Here is a 16,634-nt window from a genome sequence, read left to right on the forward strand (position 1 = left end):
GTAGGGCAGTCTATTCTCGGTCAGGCTCCTAGGAGCCTGACCGGTCAGAGCAAAACGACGGTAATCGAAGAGAGATATTTATTGTGCCAAGAGTGAACCTGACAAAGTCTCGAGACTGAAACGTCCGGAATTGTCTACTATTGAGTAAATTTTGCAATGCAACCCGGCTGCTGCAGAGACTGCGGAGCTATCACTCCAAAACCTTCTGCAGCCCGGTAGTATCTGATCGTCGGCCCCTCAAGTTTATAGGCGACAGATAACTTATGATTAACCAGAGGCCCTTTGATCCTGACCTGAACCGCCATGACCATGAGTTTCTTTTTTTAGGTTAAGAGAGGCACATGGTGATTAAGTTCCGGCTTTCCGGTCAATCGTCCTGATTTTTCAGTTCCCAAGCCGTATAGAGGAGCAGAAATGCCCCAGAGTCTATTGCGATACACCAACATTCTCAGCATTGTTGGTGACTTGATTCGCGTTCAAGTGCCTAACCTGACGGCAGGCAATTCCCGGGCCAGCTATGGCGATCTGGCGATGATCGAACAAAACGGACAGGTTTATTCCCTGGCCCAGATCATCAAGATTGATCACGAAGAAGTTTCCCTGCAGGTATTTGCCGGCACCAAGGGTCTCTCTACTGATGCCTCCGTCTGCTTCCTGGGCGAGCCTATGAAGGCCACCTATTCTCCCAACATCCTGGGCCGCATTTTTAACGGTGCCGGTGAACCTATTGATGGTGGTCCGGCTCTGGAGCAAGACCCCAAGGTTGAAATTGACGGCCCGTCGGTAAACCCAGTCCGTCGTGTACTGGCGTCAAGAATGGTACGAACCAATGTTCCAATGATTGACGTATTCAACACCCTGGTTGAATCACAGAAGATCCCCATTTTCTCGGTGGCCGGTGAACCTTACAACCGGTTCCTCGCCCGTATTGCCATTCAGGCTGAAGCTGACGTGGTCGTGTTTGCTGGCATGGGCCTGATCTTCGACGATTACCACTTCTTCCGTACAACCTTTGAAGAAGCCGGTGTATCTTCCCGTACCGTCATGTTTACCAACCAGGCCTCTGATCCGACCGTTGAACGTCTTCTGACGCCTGATATGGCGCTGGCAGTGGCAGAGCACTTTGCCGTGAACGAAAGCAAGAAGGTTCTGGTTCTGCTAACCGACATGACCTCCTACGCTGACGCCATGAAAGAGATCGGCGTAGCAATGGACAAGATCCCGGCTAACCGGGGTTACATGGGTGACCTCTACTCCCAGCTGGCCAAGCGTTATGAAAAAGCCTGTGATTACAAGGGTGCAGGCTCTGTCACCATCCTCGCGGTAACCACCATGCCGGGCAACGATGTCACTCACCCGGTGCCGGATAACACCGGTTACATCACCGAAGGTCAGTTCTACCTGCACAATGGCGTCATTGATCCATTCGGTTCTCTGTCCCGTTTGAAACAGATGATTCAGGGCAAAGAAACCCGCGACGACCATGCTCACATCATGAACACCATGATCCGTTTCTACTCCGACTCTGTGAATGCCCAGCAGAAACAGGCCATGGCCTTTGAATTGTCCAGCTACGACCTGAAAGCGATCGCCTTCGGTGAAAAATTCAAAAGTCGCTTCATGGTTCTTGAAGCCCGGATGGGTCTGGAAGAAGCCCTGGATCTTTGCTGGCAGACACTGGCTGAATGTTTTGAACCCGAAGAAACCCTGCTCAAACAGAGCCTGCTGGACAAGTACTGGCCTGGTCTTGACGAAGCCAGAGAATCCGCCGGGGCCACTGAAAAGTCTGGCTCGGAAACAGCTGCGACAGAGGCTTAAACCATGGCCAAGGTAGCCCTCAATAAAAGCTCGCTGAACAAAGAAAAACGCAGCCTCAAAACCTACAACCGTTATCTGCCGGCACTGGAATTGAAGCGCCAACAGTTGATGGTTGAACGGAAAAAGGCTGAAGAGGCGCTGGCAGAAACCCGGTCTCATCTGGCGGACGTTGAGCGTCTGGTCAGGGAACAGCTCCCGATGCTGGCCCGGGAAGACGTGCCTCTGGAAGGATTGGTCAAGGTAACCAGAGTCACATTGATCGATGAGAATATCGTGGGTACAGCAGTACCCAGGGTAGAGAACATCGCCATTAGCCTGAAAGCCTACAGTGACCTGGCCAAGCCGGTCTGGGTCGACTTTCTGGTTGAACTGCTTCAGCAGATGGTGCGTCTGCGCATTGAGTACCAGGTGCGCGAGCTGCGTCATAAAGAGCTGGACAAGGCCACCCGGACAACATCCCAAAGGGTAAATCTGTTTTCCAAGGTACTGATTCCGCAAACCCGCAAGAGTATCCAGAAAATCCAGATCTACCTGTCTGACCAGGATCGTGCCAACGTCATGAACGCCAAGCTCTCCAAGGGTAAAGTGCTGGCTCAGGAAGCCAGGTTGGCCAGAGCCCGTGAACTGGAATCACTGGAGGCAGACGTCAATGGCCATTAAACGGCTGAATAAAATTACCCTATACGGGCCCGGAGAAGACAAAAGCCGGATTCTTCAGGGACTCCAGACTCTGGGATGCATGCACCTGATTCCACTGTCCGATAACAACGTGGATCAGAGCCTGCGCATGCAACCGGCACAGGCCAGTGAAGCTATAGCCTGGCTGGAGCGCTCACCACGAACACGTCGACAGCTCAAAGACAAAAACCATGTCTGCATTGATCAGGTCGTTGCCGAGGTTCTGGACAACAAGACCTCTGTTCGGGAAGTGTCCGATGCCCGTGACAAACTGGTTGAGCGAATCCGTGAAGTTCGTCAGTGGGGAGAGTTCAGCTTGCCCAGCCTGTCCGACCTGAATGGCCAGCGCTTCTGGTTTTATGTCGTTCCTTTGGGTGAAATGGAGGCTCTCTCCGAAGTCCTGAAGGAAGATGACCTGCCCTGGGAGGAAATTCACAGGGACCATCGCCAGGCCTATGTGATTGTCATTTCTACCAGTGAACCGGCAGAAGACCTGCTGCCAGTACCACGCTCCCATGTAGGTATGGTGCCTCTTTCCAGACTTGAAACGGAACTGGAAGAGTCTGAGCATCTGCTGGAAGAACTGCTGGCAGAGCGTGAAGCTCTGACCCGCTGGCACTATCTGCTGGGTCAGACGGTGGCAGCCAGATTGGACCAGGCTGCCCTGGAAGAAGCCAGCAGTGGCACTCAGGATGAGGGAACTTTCTTCCTGGTTCAGGGCTGGGTAGCGGTATCGGAGAAAAAAGCGGTGGAGGCTTTTTGTCTGGAAAACGGCGTTGCGGCGATCTTCGAGGAGCCCTCTGAAGAAGACAATCCGCCTACCCTGCTGGCAAAATCCGACAGCATTGGCGGTGGCTCAGATGCATTGGGCTTCTTCCAGACACCCAACTATCGTACCTGGGACCCGGGCAATCTGGTCTTTTACTCGTTTTCACTGTTCTTCGCCATGATCATGAGTGACGCCATGTACAGCCTGCTGTTTGGTGGCATCGTGTTCATGTTCCGCAAGAACCTGAAAAAAACCGAGGCCGGTTCACGCCTGATGAATCTGGCTTACTTCATGTCAGCGGCCGGCGTTGTCTGGGGTGTTCTGATTGGCAGTTACTTTGGTGTGGCACCAGAATCGGGGGGGATTCTCGGTCATCTGGCCGTCATCAACCTGAACAACTACAGTGCCATGATGAAACTGTCGGTCTTTGTCGGTGTGACACATTTGATCATTGCCAACATCATGACGGCAGTGGTCAACCGGGGTAGCAGTCATGCGCTCGCCCCGGTTGGCTGGGCAATTATTATGGCCTCGGGTTTGTCAATGTGGCTGGGCACGACTGGTACTCTGCCGACTGTTTTTGCCGACAAGGTTGGACCTGCCGGGCTGATCACAGGTGCTTTACTGGTGTTCCTGTTTACCAGCACCCGTCCGGTTCGCTCCATCGGCAGTCTTTGCCTCAGAGGTCTGGACGGCCTGAAAGGTATTTATAACATCACCTCCGCTTTCGGTGACGTGCTGAGTTACATGCGTCTGTTTGCCTTGGGTCTTTCCGGTGCCTCCCTGGCAATGACCTTCAACACCCTGGCTATGGACGCCCTGGATTCCAGTCCGGTCATTGGCGTGCTGTTCAGCGGCCTGATTCTGCTGCTGGGACACATACTCAACTTTTCCCTTTGCATCATGAGCGGTGTCGTACATGGCATGCGTCTCAACGTGATTGAATTCGTTAACTGGGGACTGTCCGACGAGGGCTACCCATTCAAATCTTTTAGAAAACAAGAGGATTAAACATGGAAAATCTGATCTTGGCCCTGGGCTGGATAGGCGTATTTGCACCGGTTGCACTGGGGGCAGTGGGTTCAGCCATTGGCTGTTCAGTCGCTGGTCAGGCGGCCTGTGGTGCCATGCTGGATGTTGAAAGTGGCTACGGTAAATTTATCGGCCTGTCGGCAATGCCTTCATCACAGGTTATATACGGCATTGTAATCATGTTCACCCTCAGCGGTATCGGTGTTTCCGATAACAGCGCCCCGGGCCTGCTGGGTATTGGTCTGCTGACCGGTATTGCCCTGATGTACTCTGCTATCTACCAGGGTCAGGCAGTTGCCGCTTGTATCAATGCCTCCAAGAACAAACCGGAAGTCTTTGGCCTTTCCATTGCGCCTGCTGCAATTGTTGAGGGCTTTTCGGTATTCGCATTCGTATTTGCTCTGGTGCTGGGTCAGCAGATCACGGCCTGATCAGAAGACTGTGAACAATAGACGGTGGACTGTTAACCAGAGGAATAAATTATGACAGCAGCAATGAATCCTGGCGGCCAGAACGTCTCTGTTGGCGTCCAGGAGCTGATCGAAAAACTGCGCAATCAGGGCGTACAGGACGGTCGTGAGCGGGCTGACCGGATTGTCAGCGAGGCCCAGAGCCATGCCGCCGAGCTGGTCCGGGAAGCTCAGGCGAAAGCCGACATGATTGTCAGCAAAGCCCGTGAAGAGGCGGACTTTATCACCCAATCCGGTCAGGAAGCCCTGCAACTCGCGGAGCGTAATGCCGTTCTGGAGCTGAAAGATTACCTGTTGGAAAAATTCTCCGGACAGATCAGCGCCCTGGTCAGCGGCTCCCTCGAGAAAGAAGAAGTGCTCAAGCAGATGATTCTTGAAGTGGCGGGCGAAAATAACCTGCATGGCGAGAAAAACCTGGAAGTGGTCCTGCCTCGCAAGGTCATTGGTCTTGATGAGCTGCGCAAAAACCCGGACCTGGTTAAAAAAGGTCCTCTGTTGGACTTCGTCACTGGTCAGGCTGCTGAAATGCTTCAGGAGGGGGTGACTTTCTCGGTAGGCAAGACCAGTCAGAGCGGTATCAAATTCCGTCTTCAGGACAAGGAGATCGAAGTAGAACTGAGTGACCAAACCGTCACTGCTGTCTTACTGAGGCACCTACAGCCTCGTTTCCGGGCGCTGCTGGAAGGTATCGTCAAATAATGAGTTAAGAGTCGGAAGTTGACAGTCAAGACTGAAAACGCCGGACTTTTTGGGAGCATGAAATGGCAGAAAACGCCTATTACACCCTGGTGACTTCGCTGCCTCACATCGATTCACTGTTTGACAGCAAGATCACTCCGATCTCCCGTCTGCAACTGGATCGACGCCTCTCCATGTTGAATCAGGAAGACAAGGATACCCTGATCAAGGTCGAGCAGCTTATGCACTGGAGCCACCTGGGTGAAGATGTAGACGAGGCAGCCCTGATCAAGCTGGCTGCCCGTCTGCATGGAGAACTTCCCAGCCAGACTCTGCGTGATCTGATCAACTGGCGGCTGGACATGAGAACGGTCATGGCAGCACTGCGTCGTAAAATGCAGGGCAAGCAGGCACCGGGCGATCCCCAGTGGAGCTTCGGTACCCGCTATGCTTACATTCGTCGCAACTGGAGCAACCCGACACTGGGCCTTCAGCATGCCTTCCCATGGATTCCACAGGCTATTGATTGCCTGAACAAGCAGGACTATCTGACACTGGAGAAAACCCTGCTGGAAGCCGTGTGGCGCCGACTGGACGACGCTGGCAGACAACACAGCTTCGACTTTGAAGCGGTTGTGATCTATCTTCTGCGCTGGAACCTGGTCGCCCGCTGGACAGCCTACGACGGTGACCAGGCAGTGGAACGTTTTAACGAATTGACCGACCTGGCGCTGGGCGAATTTGTCCACCCACTATCTGGAACCAGTACCTGGGGGACAGCCTGATATAAGCAGCCATGAAAAGATACAGCATCCCTCTGATGCCTGAGGACTCTATCGTCATGGCAAGCAGTAAACAGCTTTTGGAAAACGCCAATGAGTGAACAGACAAACACAGAACCGGAACAGCAGGCACTGGCCCACGGAGCCTCTGCCCAAGTCGTTGCCGTAATGGGTGATATCATCACCATCAAGAGTCTGGGCAGTAAGCCACTGACCAAAAACGAAGTCGTCTATGTGATGCCCGGCCGTCGTTCCAATGAACAGGTTGAAGAGCAACTGATGGCGGAAGTCCTGAGGGTTCGCGGTGATATCGCAGATATTCAGGTTTACGAAGACACCCGGGGTGTCGCGGTAGGTGATGCTATCATCCAAACGGGGCAGCTGCTCTCACTGGAACTGGGTCCCGGCATTCTTTCCATGATCTACGATGGTCTGCAGAACCCTCTGGAAAGACTGGCGTCTCTGCACGGCAAGTTCTTGCAGCGTGGTGTTCAGATTGATGCGCTTGATCGCAGTCAGACATGGGCATTCACAGCTGTGGCCAAGATTGGCGACAAACTTCACGCGGGTGAAACCTTTGGTACGGTCCCGGAAGGTCGCTTTACCCACAAAATCATGATTCCTTTCAACACCGAAGGTGAAGTGGAAGTGATCTGGATTCAGGAAGGCTCCTTCAGCGTTGATACCGTTGTTGCCAAAGTGCGCAATCAGATGGGAGACGAGGTTGCCCTGACCATGGTTCAAAAGTGGCCAGTGCGTCACTCCATTTCTGAAACCCTGTCCAGAAAAGGTAAAACTGAACGTCAGTATCCTGATACTCCCCTGGTCACCACCCAGAGAATCGTGGACACTTTCTTCCCCATTGCCCGTGGTGGCACCGGTTGTATCCCCGGTCCATTCGGTTCCGGAAAAACGGTACTCCAGCACTCTTTCTCCCGTTACTGCGATGCCGACATCGTCATTGTAACAGCCTGTGGTGAACGTGCCGGTGAGGTGGTGGAAACCATTGAAGAATTCCCGCACCTGCAAGATCCAACAACAGGCGGCTCTCTCATCGACCGCACCGTCATCATCTGTAATACCTCATCCATGCCGGTAGCTGCCCGTGAGGCTTCTATCTACACGGGTCTGACACTGGGTGAGTACTATCGTCAGATGGGATACAACGTCCTCGCTCTGGCAGACTCAACTTCCCGCTGGGCCCAGGCCATGCGTGAGACCTCCAACCGTCTGGAAGAAATTCCGGGTGAAGAAGGCTTCCCTGCTTACATGGACTCCGCCATTAAAGGTGTATACGAGCGTTGTGGTGTGATTCGTAACGAAGAAGGAAACGAAGGTTCCCTGACTCTGGTAGGCTCCGTATCTCCTGCCGGTGGTAACTTCGAGGAGCCTGTCACCCAGGCCACTCTGAGTACGGTCAAAACTTTTCTGGGGCTGTCTTACGACCGCGCCTACAAGCGTTTCTACCCTGCCATAGATCCACTGATCTCCTGGTCCCGTTATCTTGATCAGTTGTCCGATTGGTACAGCAAAAACCTGTCCCCTGACTGGGTCGATACCGTCAAGGCAATGCAGGCTCTGCTTGTCAAAGGTGACAGTATTAACCAGATGATGCAGGTGACCGGTGAAGAAGGTATTACTCTGGAAGATTACGTTACTTTCCAGAAGTCTTTCTTCCTGGATATGGTTTACCTCCAGCAGGACGCCTTTGATGACGTCGACAGCAGTTGCCCACTGAGTCGCCAGCAGGCCTGCTTCGAGCTGGTTGTGAGCCTGATCAGTCAGCAGTACGCCTTCAAGGATAAAGAAGTTGCCCGTGACTACTTCGTCAAGCTGACCGGCCTGCTCAAGAACCTGAACTATTCACACGACGGTTCCCCTGAATACAACGGCTATCTGCAGAAGATCGAAGAGTTAAGGAGTCAGTACATTAGTACCGCAGCCGCAGCCTGATTCTGAGTGGCTCACCAGTTAGGCTGAGGCTACCGCCTCAGCCCACTTTCCCTTTTGACACTTTCCCTTTTGACACCCACCAGACGACGGGGATTACTGTTAGTCACCTGACAGGTTCCTGTTTCGCAGTTCGTTGCTCAGAGAACACAACAAACCGTGACTGGCTCCCATCAGACCTTCCCAATAATGATCTTCTGAAACAGCTGAAACAGGTCTCATATCTTTACCTGCTCATTGGCCAGAATTTGGATATTTAGACACTTGAACTTGCAGCTCTCCATTTAACTGCTAAAAGTTTTGGGTACTTACAAATTCTCTCAACCGCTTACCGGGACAGCCATGAGCGATTGACAGCCATGAGCGATTAACAGCCATACGCGATTAACAGCCATGAGCTACTGACCGGAATCTGCATCCTTGGCTGGTATGGAAATCACTTTTCGCAGTATCAGAAGTACTCCGCTCTGAGGTATTAGAATGACAAATACTCACCCCAATGCACTAAGCCTTGCTGTGACCTTTGCAATCTGCTCTTCCATCACTGGCACACAGGCACTGGCCGATCGCAAGCTGCAGACAAAATCTGCCGATATTCTGGGCAATGGACATGTGGAGTTCACTCAGAGTGTGGTCAGGGTTCAGCCAACTTCAGGTGATGACCAACAGCCAATACCCAAATCCATTACAACCACCTACCCTTATGAGCCTGCAGTAAATGAGGACCTTCTCTATCCTTCTATAAGCTTTTCAGAAATTTTTTATAATACTCGTTGCACAGTTTCCAGTGTTGATCAGTTTGAGACAGACGAGAATAATGTTGCCAGGAAATACACCAAAGTCCTGAAGGCGGGTAATGAGGGCGTATTCAGGATCACCCATAACCTTGAAGAAAACGAACTGCTCATTGAAGTCAGAGGCGGAATGACCGATCAGGATTCAATTGAGGTTATTCGTAAAGGATGGCAATCGCATGGCATCAAATCACTGGAACCGTCAACAAAAATCGCCACCCCCATACAACTGGCTGATGTGCTGGACGCCGCCAACGACAGAGCAGGAAACCTCGGCTCAAGTGATCACTATGTTGCCCTTGCCACCATAGAAGTAGAAAAAGTTGAGGTCAATGGGCGCACCTTCATGCGTCTTGTCGCTTCGGGCGTTCAGCCCCCTGAACTGGATCGTCTGGGGCAATCGCTCTTTGTCAATGACGATGCTCTCCTGGCAGCCGCCGCCTCTGCCTATATTCAGGTTCATGTTCTGGAAGAGGATTTACAACAGCAGGCTCTTAATGAACTCCTGGCACACAGCAAACCCGTCGGCTACGTTGTAAAGGCCGAAGATGACACAGAGGTTTATCCTGTGCCTGCGGGCTATCCGAAGCTGGAAGTATCAGAAGCTTCGGAGGGAGTGATTGTTTTCCATGGCCAGAGGCTGAATCCGCAAGATGTCGCTTTTGTAGAAAACCTCCATAAACTCTGGGTAGAAACAGAGGCAAACAAACCCGCTCCAGCAACAGTGGTCAATAAACATAAGGTCGGAAGCTACCAGTTCGCCATTCGATGCAGGCAGATGGCACTGCTGGAGGAGCTTGTAGCGACGCACTCTACCGGAGCTGACAAAGATCAACCGGTGACGTATACAGACGAAGATCTGCAGGCGTTTCGTGCGCTTTCACACTACGAATATCTCCAGCAGGCATTGGCCAGTGCTGCTGCAGCAGCTCCAGCAGATGAATTTGAATTCTCAATGGAACAGGTCAGAGTTGCTTCGTCTGTCATCACGCCAACCTGGATGCAGATTCAACTCGCCAGACACTTCAGTTTCAAACCCGCACTAAGACACCATCTAATCATTAAGAGTTTTGCTAAGGGTATTTTGAGTAATCTACTCACCGCCGACTCATTAATGCTCGATGCTTTAGCTCACAACGAAGAGTTTGCTTCCAGAGTCTTGAGCGACATCGCCAACCAAATGGTTCAGATGGAAATGAAGCTGACAAAGCATATGGCCTTAGAGGGTAAGCTGGCTCAGATTACAAACGAGCTGAAACTCCTGTCGGAGAAAGCCGCTATCAGTGAGGAAGAAAAACTCTATGCAGTTCAACTCAAGCAAAAAGTTGAGAGTCAGCTTGCAGAGAATCGTGAAGTGATTGAACAGCTGCAAGAGCATTCAGATCAACTTAAGCAGGAAGTCAAACGAATTCCAGAGCTGGAACAACAAGTTAGTCATGCCAGAGAAGAGGCCATAAAAAATTACAACACTCAACTGGCAGCAGAACTGGGTATTGACAACTGGGATAATACCCAGCCATCCGAAGAACAAATCAGACTCATTATAAAAAAAATTCATAAAATGAACCTGGCGGTGGCCGCAACATTCGCTGCAACAGGAGAGTCTTATGAAGAAGCTCCAGAGGCAAAACTGGCGGCGATTGAAAGCGTGTTAGGAATTACTCCGGACGATGAAAGCGATCTGGGTTCCCGCTTTGCGTTTATTCAAGAGTATATGGAGCAACGGGCAGAACTCGCCGAAGAAGAAGCGCTGGCTGTTATAGAAGATCAACTCGGGCTGATGCCGATTAACAAAGATGACCTGAAGGCCCGTCACCAGGCCATTCAGAAACATCTTGAGCATCAGCAGGGGCTGGAAATACAGAAAAAACAGTTGACAGATCTTCGGAAGGAAGTCGATCAAACTCTGAATAAGAGAAAAGACTATCACATAACATTAACAGCACACATAGACAAATATAACATCCAGCTGGCAGAAGAGCTTGGTATTGATAGCACGCCATCAGAAGAGCAAGCCAGACTCATCAGAGAGAAAATTAACGAAATCGAGAGTTCAGCTGCCGCAACAGAACAACAGCGGGCTGAAGCTTTAAAAGTAAAAATGGCGGAGATTGAAAAAGGGCTCAAACTGACTCCAGACAATGAAAACGATCTGATTAGCCGCTTTGATTCCATTCACAAGGCCGCCCAATACTTCAAGCAACTGCAGATAGAAGTAACCGATGATGTCGTAAAAAACAGGCTGACAGACATTGAAATACAGCTCGGCCTTTTCCCGGTTGACGATAAAAATCTGGAAGCCCGTTTCCAGACTGTTCAGCTGCACCTGAAACAGCAGGCAGCTCAGATAGATCGAGAACGCTTTCTGCAGCAGAACATCAGAAAAGATTCGAAAGTAGTCGCTGAAATCAAACCTCGCTATGCAACCATTGCCGCACATCTGAACATTCAGAATTTTGATAGCGATGCAGATATTGATGAACAGCAAGAAAGCCTGCTTAAAAAAATCAAGATGATGGAGAATTCAAAACAGTACCTGATTCAAAGACTTTCGGCACTGGAAGACCATCCGGAACGGCTGCATCATAAAGTTGAGGCTGATCGACAGGATGCAGAGAATTCTTACACCGAGGCCAGAAAAGGCGCTTTAGAAGCGGTTCTTGGTATTAAGCTGAATGAGGAAGACCCCGTCACTCTGGAGTCAACCGTCTACGAGAAGCTCTCCAGACTTGCAGAACTGGAACAAGAACTGGAAGACGTCAGAACTCCGGGCCATCCCAAAGCCAAGCCTGAAGTAATTGAGAAACTGAGTGCCGTGGAAAATGCCATGGAGATGACTCTCCCCGGTGGAGAAGAAGACGTTTATCTCCGGCGCGAGGCTATTTCTGATGACATAAAGACATACATCACGGAAGCCGAAAAAAGGTCAGAGGAAGAGGCTCTGAACATACTGGAAGCACTGGAAGAAATATTCCACCTCGAAATCGACAAATATGCTGGCAAAGAAGCAAGACTTGAAACAGTTCGTTCAAAGTTTAACGGTGATGATATATCAGAATACCAGCTGGACGAGATGGTTAAGATCCTCACGGACGACATAACGCTGGTGGATCCGGAGAAAGGAGATATACGGCTCGACAGGCTTCGTGAGCATCTGACCTCTCGAGTCGAAGAATCCGATCTGCGAGCCAGAGAACACCAGCTTAATTATCTTACTGCTATTGAGAAAAAGCTGGGTATCAACCCTCAGAAAAACCCTGCTGCTAATAAAAGACACGAGGCTTTCACTGACAAGCTGGCCAGTGATATGAAGTTAGAGTTTGAAAAGGATCTCAGCCTGTCTGACCGGATGTATGCTCTGGGTGCCGTACTTCACAAAATGATGGATGAATTACACAAAGGCTATAGGGATGAAGCTGCCAAAAGAACCTTTAACAATGGATTGGCTCATCAACTCAACGTTAAGGAGTATAAAGATGATGCCGCTATCCACGACCAGATCGAGCTGATTAACGGCAAACTCCAGCAACTGACCCAGCAACTGGATCAAGAATCGATGGATGCAGGTCAGCCTGAAGTTGAAGAGCGTGTCGCAGCCATTGAAGATGAGCTTGACAGGCAATTGGGCCGCCTTGGACCTAAACCCCGATTCGTTCTTGAACGTGATGTCGCCACAGCCAGGCAAGTCATAGAAAGAGCTAACACTGAGCTGGCAGGTGCTCATCGCAAGCTGAATGATCTTCGTCGCAAACAATTAGTGCTGGTAAATCGCGATGGCATTGAACCTATCTCGGATGAAGATAGCAGCGCTCTCAATCAGGCAATGGAAAAAATACAGACCGAACTGGGTCTGCCTGCAGGTGACGAACAAACCACTGAAGAACGAGTAGACGACATCAACCGCTTTATGCAGAGAGACGGTGCAGAGAGACGAGATGAAATCATTGATAAACTGGAGGCTGCCACAAAAAACCTGAACATCCAGATAAAAGATCACCTCCGATTACCGAAACAAGCTGATTATTTTGCCATTACAGCCTTCGCAAAAATTCATGGCCGGGACGAAATCAATGAAGTCGATGAAACATTAGGTGAACTGCCTTTAACCAGAAAAAAATACACTCAGGTCACGGAATTCCTGAGTGTACACGACAGAAAAGGCATGGACATAGAATCTGCACGGCATCAAAAGGCGCTTGCACAAGAGAATCTGGATCGTAAAAAAGAGGAGATTAACAAAGCCGGAGGCATCGAACAAAAAGTTAAAACCGAACATGAGAACGAATTTGAATCGCAGATTACAGACCCTGAGCAGACCGACCTGAAGCAAACCCCGGAGCAGAAAAGTGACGCTGAATCAGAAGCATCGAAAGTTCAGGAGGCTCATAAAGCGAATATTGAAGCCACTGAGAAAGCCACAGGTCCTGAACCAGACTCTACCGATATCGAGAAACGGGATGCCCTGAGATGTTTGATCGCCAACGATGCATCGGTAGTGGCTCGTCGGCTTGCTGTGCAAGAGAACCTGGATCGAAGAAAAGAGGCTATTGCAGCCACTGAGAAAGCCACAGGTCCTGAACCAGACTCTACCGATATCGAGAAACGGGATGCCCTGAGATGTTTGATCGCCAACGATGAATCGGAAGTGGTTCGTCGGCTTGCTGTGCAAGAGAACCTGGATCGAAGAAAAGAGGCGATAGAAAACGAGATAGAGCTGCTGGATCTGGCCCTGAAGCAGAAAAGTGATGCTTTATCAAAAGCAGAAATCGCTCTGATGGAACATCACAAAACGGCTCTTGAGGCCACTGAAGAAGCTGTGGGTCTCAAACCAGACGCTTCTGAAACCAATGAACAACGGATTGATGCCCTTAGAAAAAAACAGCTGCAACTGGGCGGGGAAGATGGCACTGGCGGCAGGATCGAGCGACTGATTCAGGAACAGGGCCGCCTGGAAGGTGAGATAGAAACCAGAAAAGCAGACATTGAGAGAATGAAGGAGAACCTGAAGACTGCAGAGCAAACCGCCGAAAACGACGGCGGCCCCTTCCAGTACACACCGAGACAGGTAAAAGTTCTGGCTGATATTTACGATTTCACGCAGCAGCACTCTCTCTGGAAACAAGCTCTGGAAGCCGCAATAGGTCTGGCAGCCTCTTCAGAAAAGAGCAGAAAGGCAATACCTTGCCTTGCGACCTTCGATTTTGACGATGAGTTTGCGCCCATTCGCTTACAGGCAATGGCCGGACAAGATCTGACGTTTGATCAGGCCGGTCGGATGCTGGAAGTTTTCAGAAGCCTCAAGGCAGACTTCCCCTCCCCCCCTCCTCCTTTCGAGCCTGAGAGAGATCAGCCCCAGACCCTCATTGAACAAGTCCAGATTCTGGCGCACCGAGCCAGGAATGAGATAGGAAGAGGTGCTAAATATTACGACGAAATCATTAACGGCATGGGTGAAACAGCCATTTACTTCGTCGAACATGAATCAGGGCACCTGAAAAGCTTCTCGGAATACTTCGAGATCCATTCTGCCAGTGGTAACAAGATCATAACACTGCTGCGTGAAGGTCTGATCAGCAAGGTTGAACTTGAGAACTACATAAAGGCCGTCAGAGGTGTCGACGGTTATCAGACAGTGGATGAGTTTGAACACTTCCTTGGCTACAACCAGGGCGTCAAGGTGCCTGAGTTCAGGAAGGTTGTTCAGATGCTGTCCGACAAGGGGGCTGAGGAACTTATGCGCAGTGCCTTTACTCCTGTGGCCGTCACCGGCTCTGGCCCAGCCGGTATGAAAGAGTCTGTTGCCGGCATGAAAGACTACGCAGCTGCGGTCATCGCCAATTACGTTCTTGACGATATTGCCTTTGAAAACGGCCGCAAGACGGCGGCATTTCTGGCTAATGTTCAGGATACCCTGACACCTTATGCCCACATTGCTGGCCTGCCTGAATCCGACCTGATCAAGATTATCAACAGCACATTGATGCAGGCTCATGCTGCAGCGGTTGAGCAACAGCTCAATGAGTACTGGGTCAGACCTTCAGCCTTCCTGGTACAGGCTGTCACCTGGTACTTCTCAAGCTACAAACCACTACTGGTGGCCCATACCGCCTGCCAGGCTGCCAGGCTGTCACTCTCAAACATGTCATTCCTCTATCTGCTGGACCTGACCAACAGGGGTGATTACGCACACAGAATGATCACACCTTTCGAGCACTGGCTGGAACGCTATGGTGTTGATTCTCAACGAGCCGGCCAATACGCCTACCATAATCAAATTGAGCAAGTCTCCGAAGTGGGCGGGCTGGCCATGCCATTGGGTAAAGCTGCTTCCTCCGTCATTCTGCTGAAAACCGGCTCCATGCTGTTTGCCCGGCAGCACAATGCCAACCCCCATATGTATCGCAGTATTTCCCGTCTGGTGCCCGAAATAGTGAAATCCATGGGTTCCGCGCAAGGGGTTCAGGTACCGCTGCTGCGCCGGGTGACACCACAAAAAGTGAAAAGTCTGGCCTCTGCCACCGCCGGCCTCATGCTAGGTCCGGTAGCTACTGTTGGAGCCTACGCCCATGGGCTGATCTCCGGTTTTACCTATGCTCAAACATTTGGATTTGCCCTGGCGTCGAGCCTCACTTTCGACTTCTTTATGAACGACAATAAAATACTCACTCAGTGGCTCGGTGGCCCCCTGGGCCGAAGTCTTGACAAAATTAATCGCTGGCGAGGCGTGGGCGAATCGGACCATGAATATGTGAGACGTACGGCCATTGCCACACCTCAACGCTCCGGTGAAAGCGACGGGGAGTATGCAAATCGTGTTAAAACGGGCAACATGATGCTTGGCTGGACAAGACATGAAAATTATCTGCAGTTCCGCGAACGCCGTGATCGCACCATAAAACTCTTTGAGCATGGCTGGGAGAAATACTTCAAAGAAAATGTGCCCAAATGGTCATTCTCCCATTCAGAGAGTGTGCCCTACTCTTACACTCTGGGTACCTTCTTCGAAGGGCAAAAGCGCGATGATAAGCAACTTTCTGCCCACGATAGCCCCTCCTCTCAATCAAGCTTTCTGCCCGGAGCCGTGGGCGATCAGCTTGATGGTAATGAGGAGTGGTATATGACTCCCGATGCAGAGCTGCTTTCTGAGCCCACAGAGACCAGTTCGGTGAAAGAGCCTGATCAAGCTGCTGAAATGGACGACCTCGAAAAAGACGATACATGGAAAAATACTGAATCTGCACTGGTAACTCCTGCAGCCACAACTACAACCACAACCGCTGAAGTACCAATAATGCCGACCACTACAACATCACCAACCAGTGCGACGCTGGTGGTCACTGCGGGTGTAACGGTTGCTTCTGACACCGTGGAGGCAACTCCCCTGCCAGAGCCTGAAGCAACTCCAGCTGCTTCCTCCACACCGGCCACCACAGGGACTTTAGCGCCTGATGACACCTTGGCAGCCAAGGCTGATCCTGAAGACAATCTTGATATTGAGGCTGTGATTAAGGATTTCGAACTTGATGAAGATTGGGGTGACAATAAAAATCCCCGCGACGAACTTTAATATCAGAAACCAGTGGATGACCTCTTCATAGCCACCCAAAAGAAACCGGCATAAAAGGATACATACCGGTTTCTTTCTGATTGGGCTACCGATTAA

At 50.9% G+C, this 16,634-nt stretch carries 8 protein-coding genes; all 8 read left to right on the forward strand.

Annotation, left to right across the window (positions count from 1 at the left end; translation table 11 throughout):
• Nucleotides 1-414 precede the first annotated feature (414 nt).
• Nucleotides 415-1,818 carry a V-type ATP synthase subunit B gene (locus ACOJUO_RS25055; protein ID WP_422138529.1) on the forward strand — a complete coding sequence of 468 codons (1,404 nt, stop codon included), beginning with the start codon at nt 415-417 and terminating at the stop codon, nt 1,816-1,818.
• A gap of 3 nt (nt 1,819-1,821) precedes the next feature.
• Nucleotides 1,822-2,478 (forward strand): V-type ATP synthase subunit D, encoded by a 657-nt coding sequence (locus tag ACOJUO_RS25060; protein ID WP_422134600.1) that lies wholly within the window; start codon nt 1,822-1,824, stop codon nt 2,476-2,478.
• Entirely contained in the window at nt 2,468-4,276 is a 1,809-nt protein-coding gene (locus tag ACOJUO_RS25065; protein ID WP_422134601.1) for a V-type ATP synthase subunit I, read from the forward strand. The genes ACOJUO_RS25060 and ACOJUO_RS25065 overlap by 11 nt, the downstream gene beginning before the upstream one ends.
• Before the next feature lie 2 nt (nt 4,277-4,278).
• Nucleotides 4,279-4,728 (forward strand): ATP synthase subunit C, encoded by a 450-nt coding sequence (locus ACOJUO_RS25070; protein WP_317145793.1) that lies wholly within the window; start codon nt 4,279-4,281, stop codon nt 4,726-4,728.
• Between the two features lie 51 nt (nt 4,729-4,779).
• Nucleotides 4,780-5,466 carry an ATPase gene (locus ACOJUO_RS25075; protein WP_422134602.1) on the forward strand — a complete coding sequence of 229 codons (687 nt, stop codon included), beginning with the start codon at nt 4,780-4,782 and terminating at the stop codon, nt 5,464-5,466.
• Nucleotides 5,467-5,528: 62 nt separating this feature from the next.
• Entirely contained in the window at nt 5,529-6,230 is a 702-nt protein-coding gene (locus ACOJUO_RS25080) for a DUF2764 family protein (protein ID WP_422134603.1), read from the forward strand.
• A gap of 90 nt (nt 6,231-6,320) precedes the next feature.
• Nucleotides 6,321-8,180, forward strand: coding sequence for a V-type ATP synthase subunit A (locus ACOJUO_RS25085; RefSeq protein WP_422134604.1), 1,860 nt, complete (start codon nt 6,321-6,323; stop codon nt 8,178-8,180).
• A 477-nt stretch (nt 8,181-8,657) separates the two neighbouring features.
• A complete protein-coding gene (locus ACOJUO_RS25090) occupies nt 8,658-16,538 on the forward strand; it encodes a hypothetical protein (RefSeq protein WP_422138530.1) in 7,881 nt (2,626 codons plus the stop codon).
• Nucleotides 16,539-16,634 lie beyond the last annotated feature (96 nt).

The organism is Endozoicomonas sp. ALC020 (assembly GCF_049275935.1).
Lineage (GTDB): Bacteria > Pseudomonadota > Gammaproteobacteria > Pseudomonadales > Endozoicomonadaceae > Endozoicomonas_A.

Bases quoted from the DNA above. Each gene is read 5' to 3' on its own strand.
- ACOJUO_RS25055 (WP_422138529.1), top strand. From the start codon at position 415: ATGCCCCAGAGTCTATTGCGATACACCAACATTCTCAGCATTGTTGGT.
- ACOJUO_RS25065 (WP_422134601.1), top strand. From the start codon at position 2,468: ATGGCCATTAAACGGCTGAATAAAATTACCCTATACGGGCCCGGAGAA.
- ACOJUO_RS25080 (WP_422134603.1), top strand. From the start codon at position 5,529: ATGGCAGAAAACGCCTATTACACCCTGGTGACTTCGCTGCCTCACATC.
- ACOJUO_RS25060 (WP_422134600.1), top strand. From the start codon at position 1,822: ATGGCCAAGGTAGCCCTCAATAAAAGCTCGCTGAACAAAGAAAAACGC.
- ACOJUO_RS25085 (WP_422134604.1), top strand. From the start codon at position 6,321: ATGAGTGAACAGACAAACACAGAACCGGAACAGCAGGCACTGGCCCAC.
- ACOJUO_RS25070 (WP_317145793.1), top strand. From the start codon at position 4,279: ATGGAAAATCTGATCTTGGCCCTGGGCTGGATAGGCGTATTTGCACCG.
- ACOJUO_RS25090 (WP_422138530.1), top strand. From the start codon at position 8,658: ATGACAAATACTCACCCCAATGCACTAAGCCTTGCTGTGACCTTTGCA.
- ACOJUO_RS25075 (WP_422134602.1), top strand. From the start codon at position 4,780: ATGACAGCAGCAATGAATCCTGGCGGCCAGAACGTCTCTGTTGGCGTC.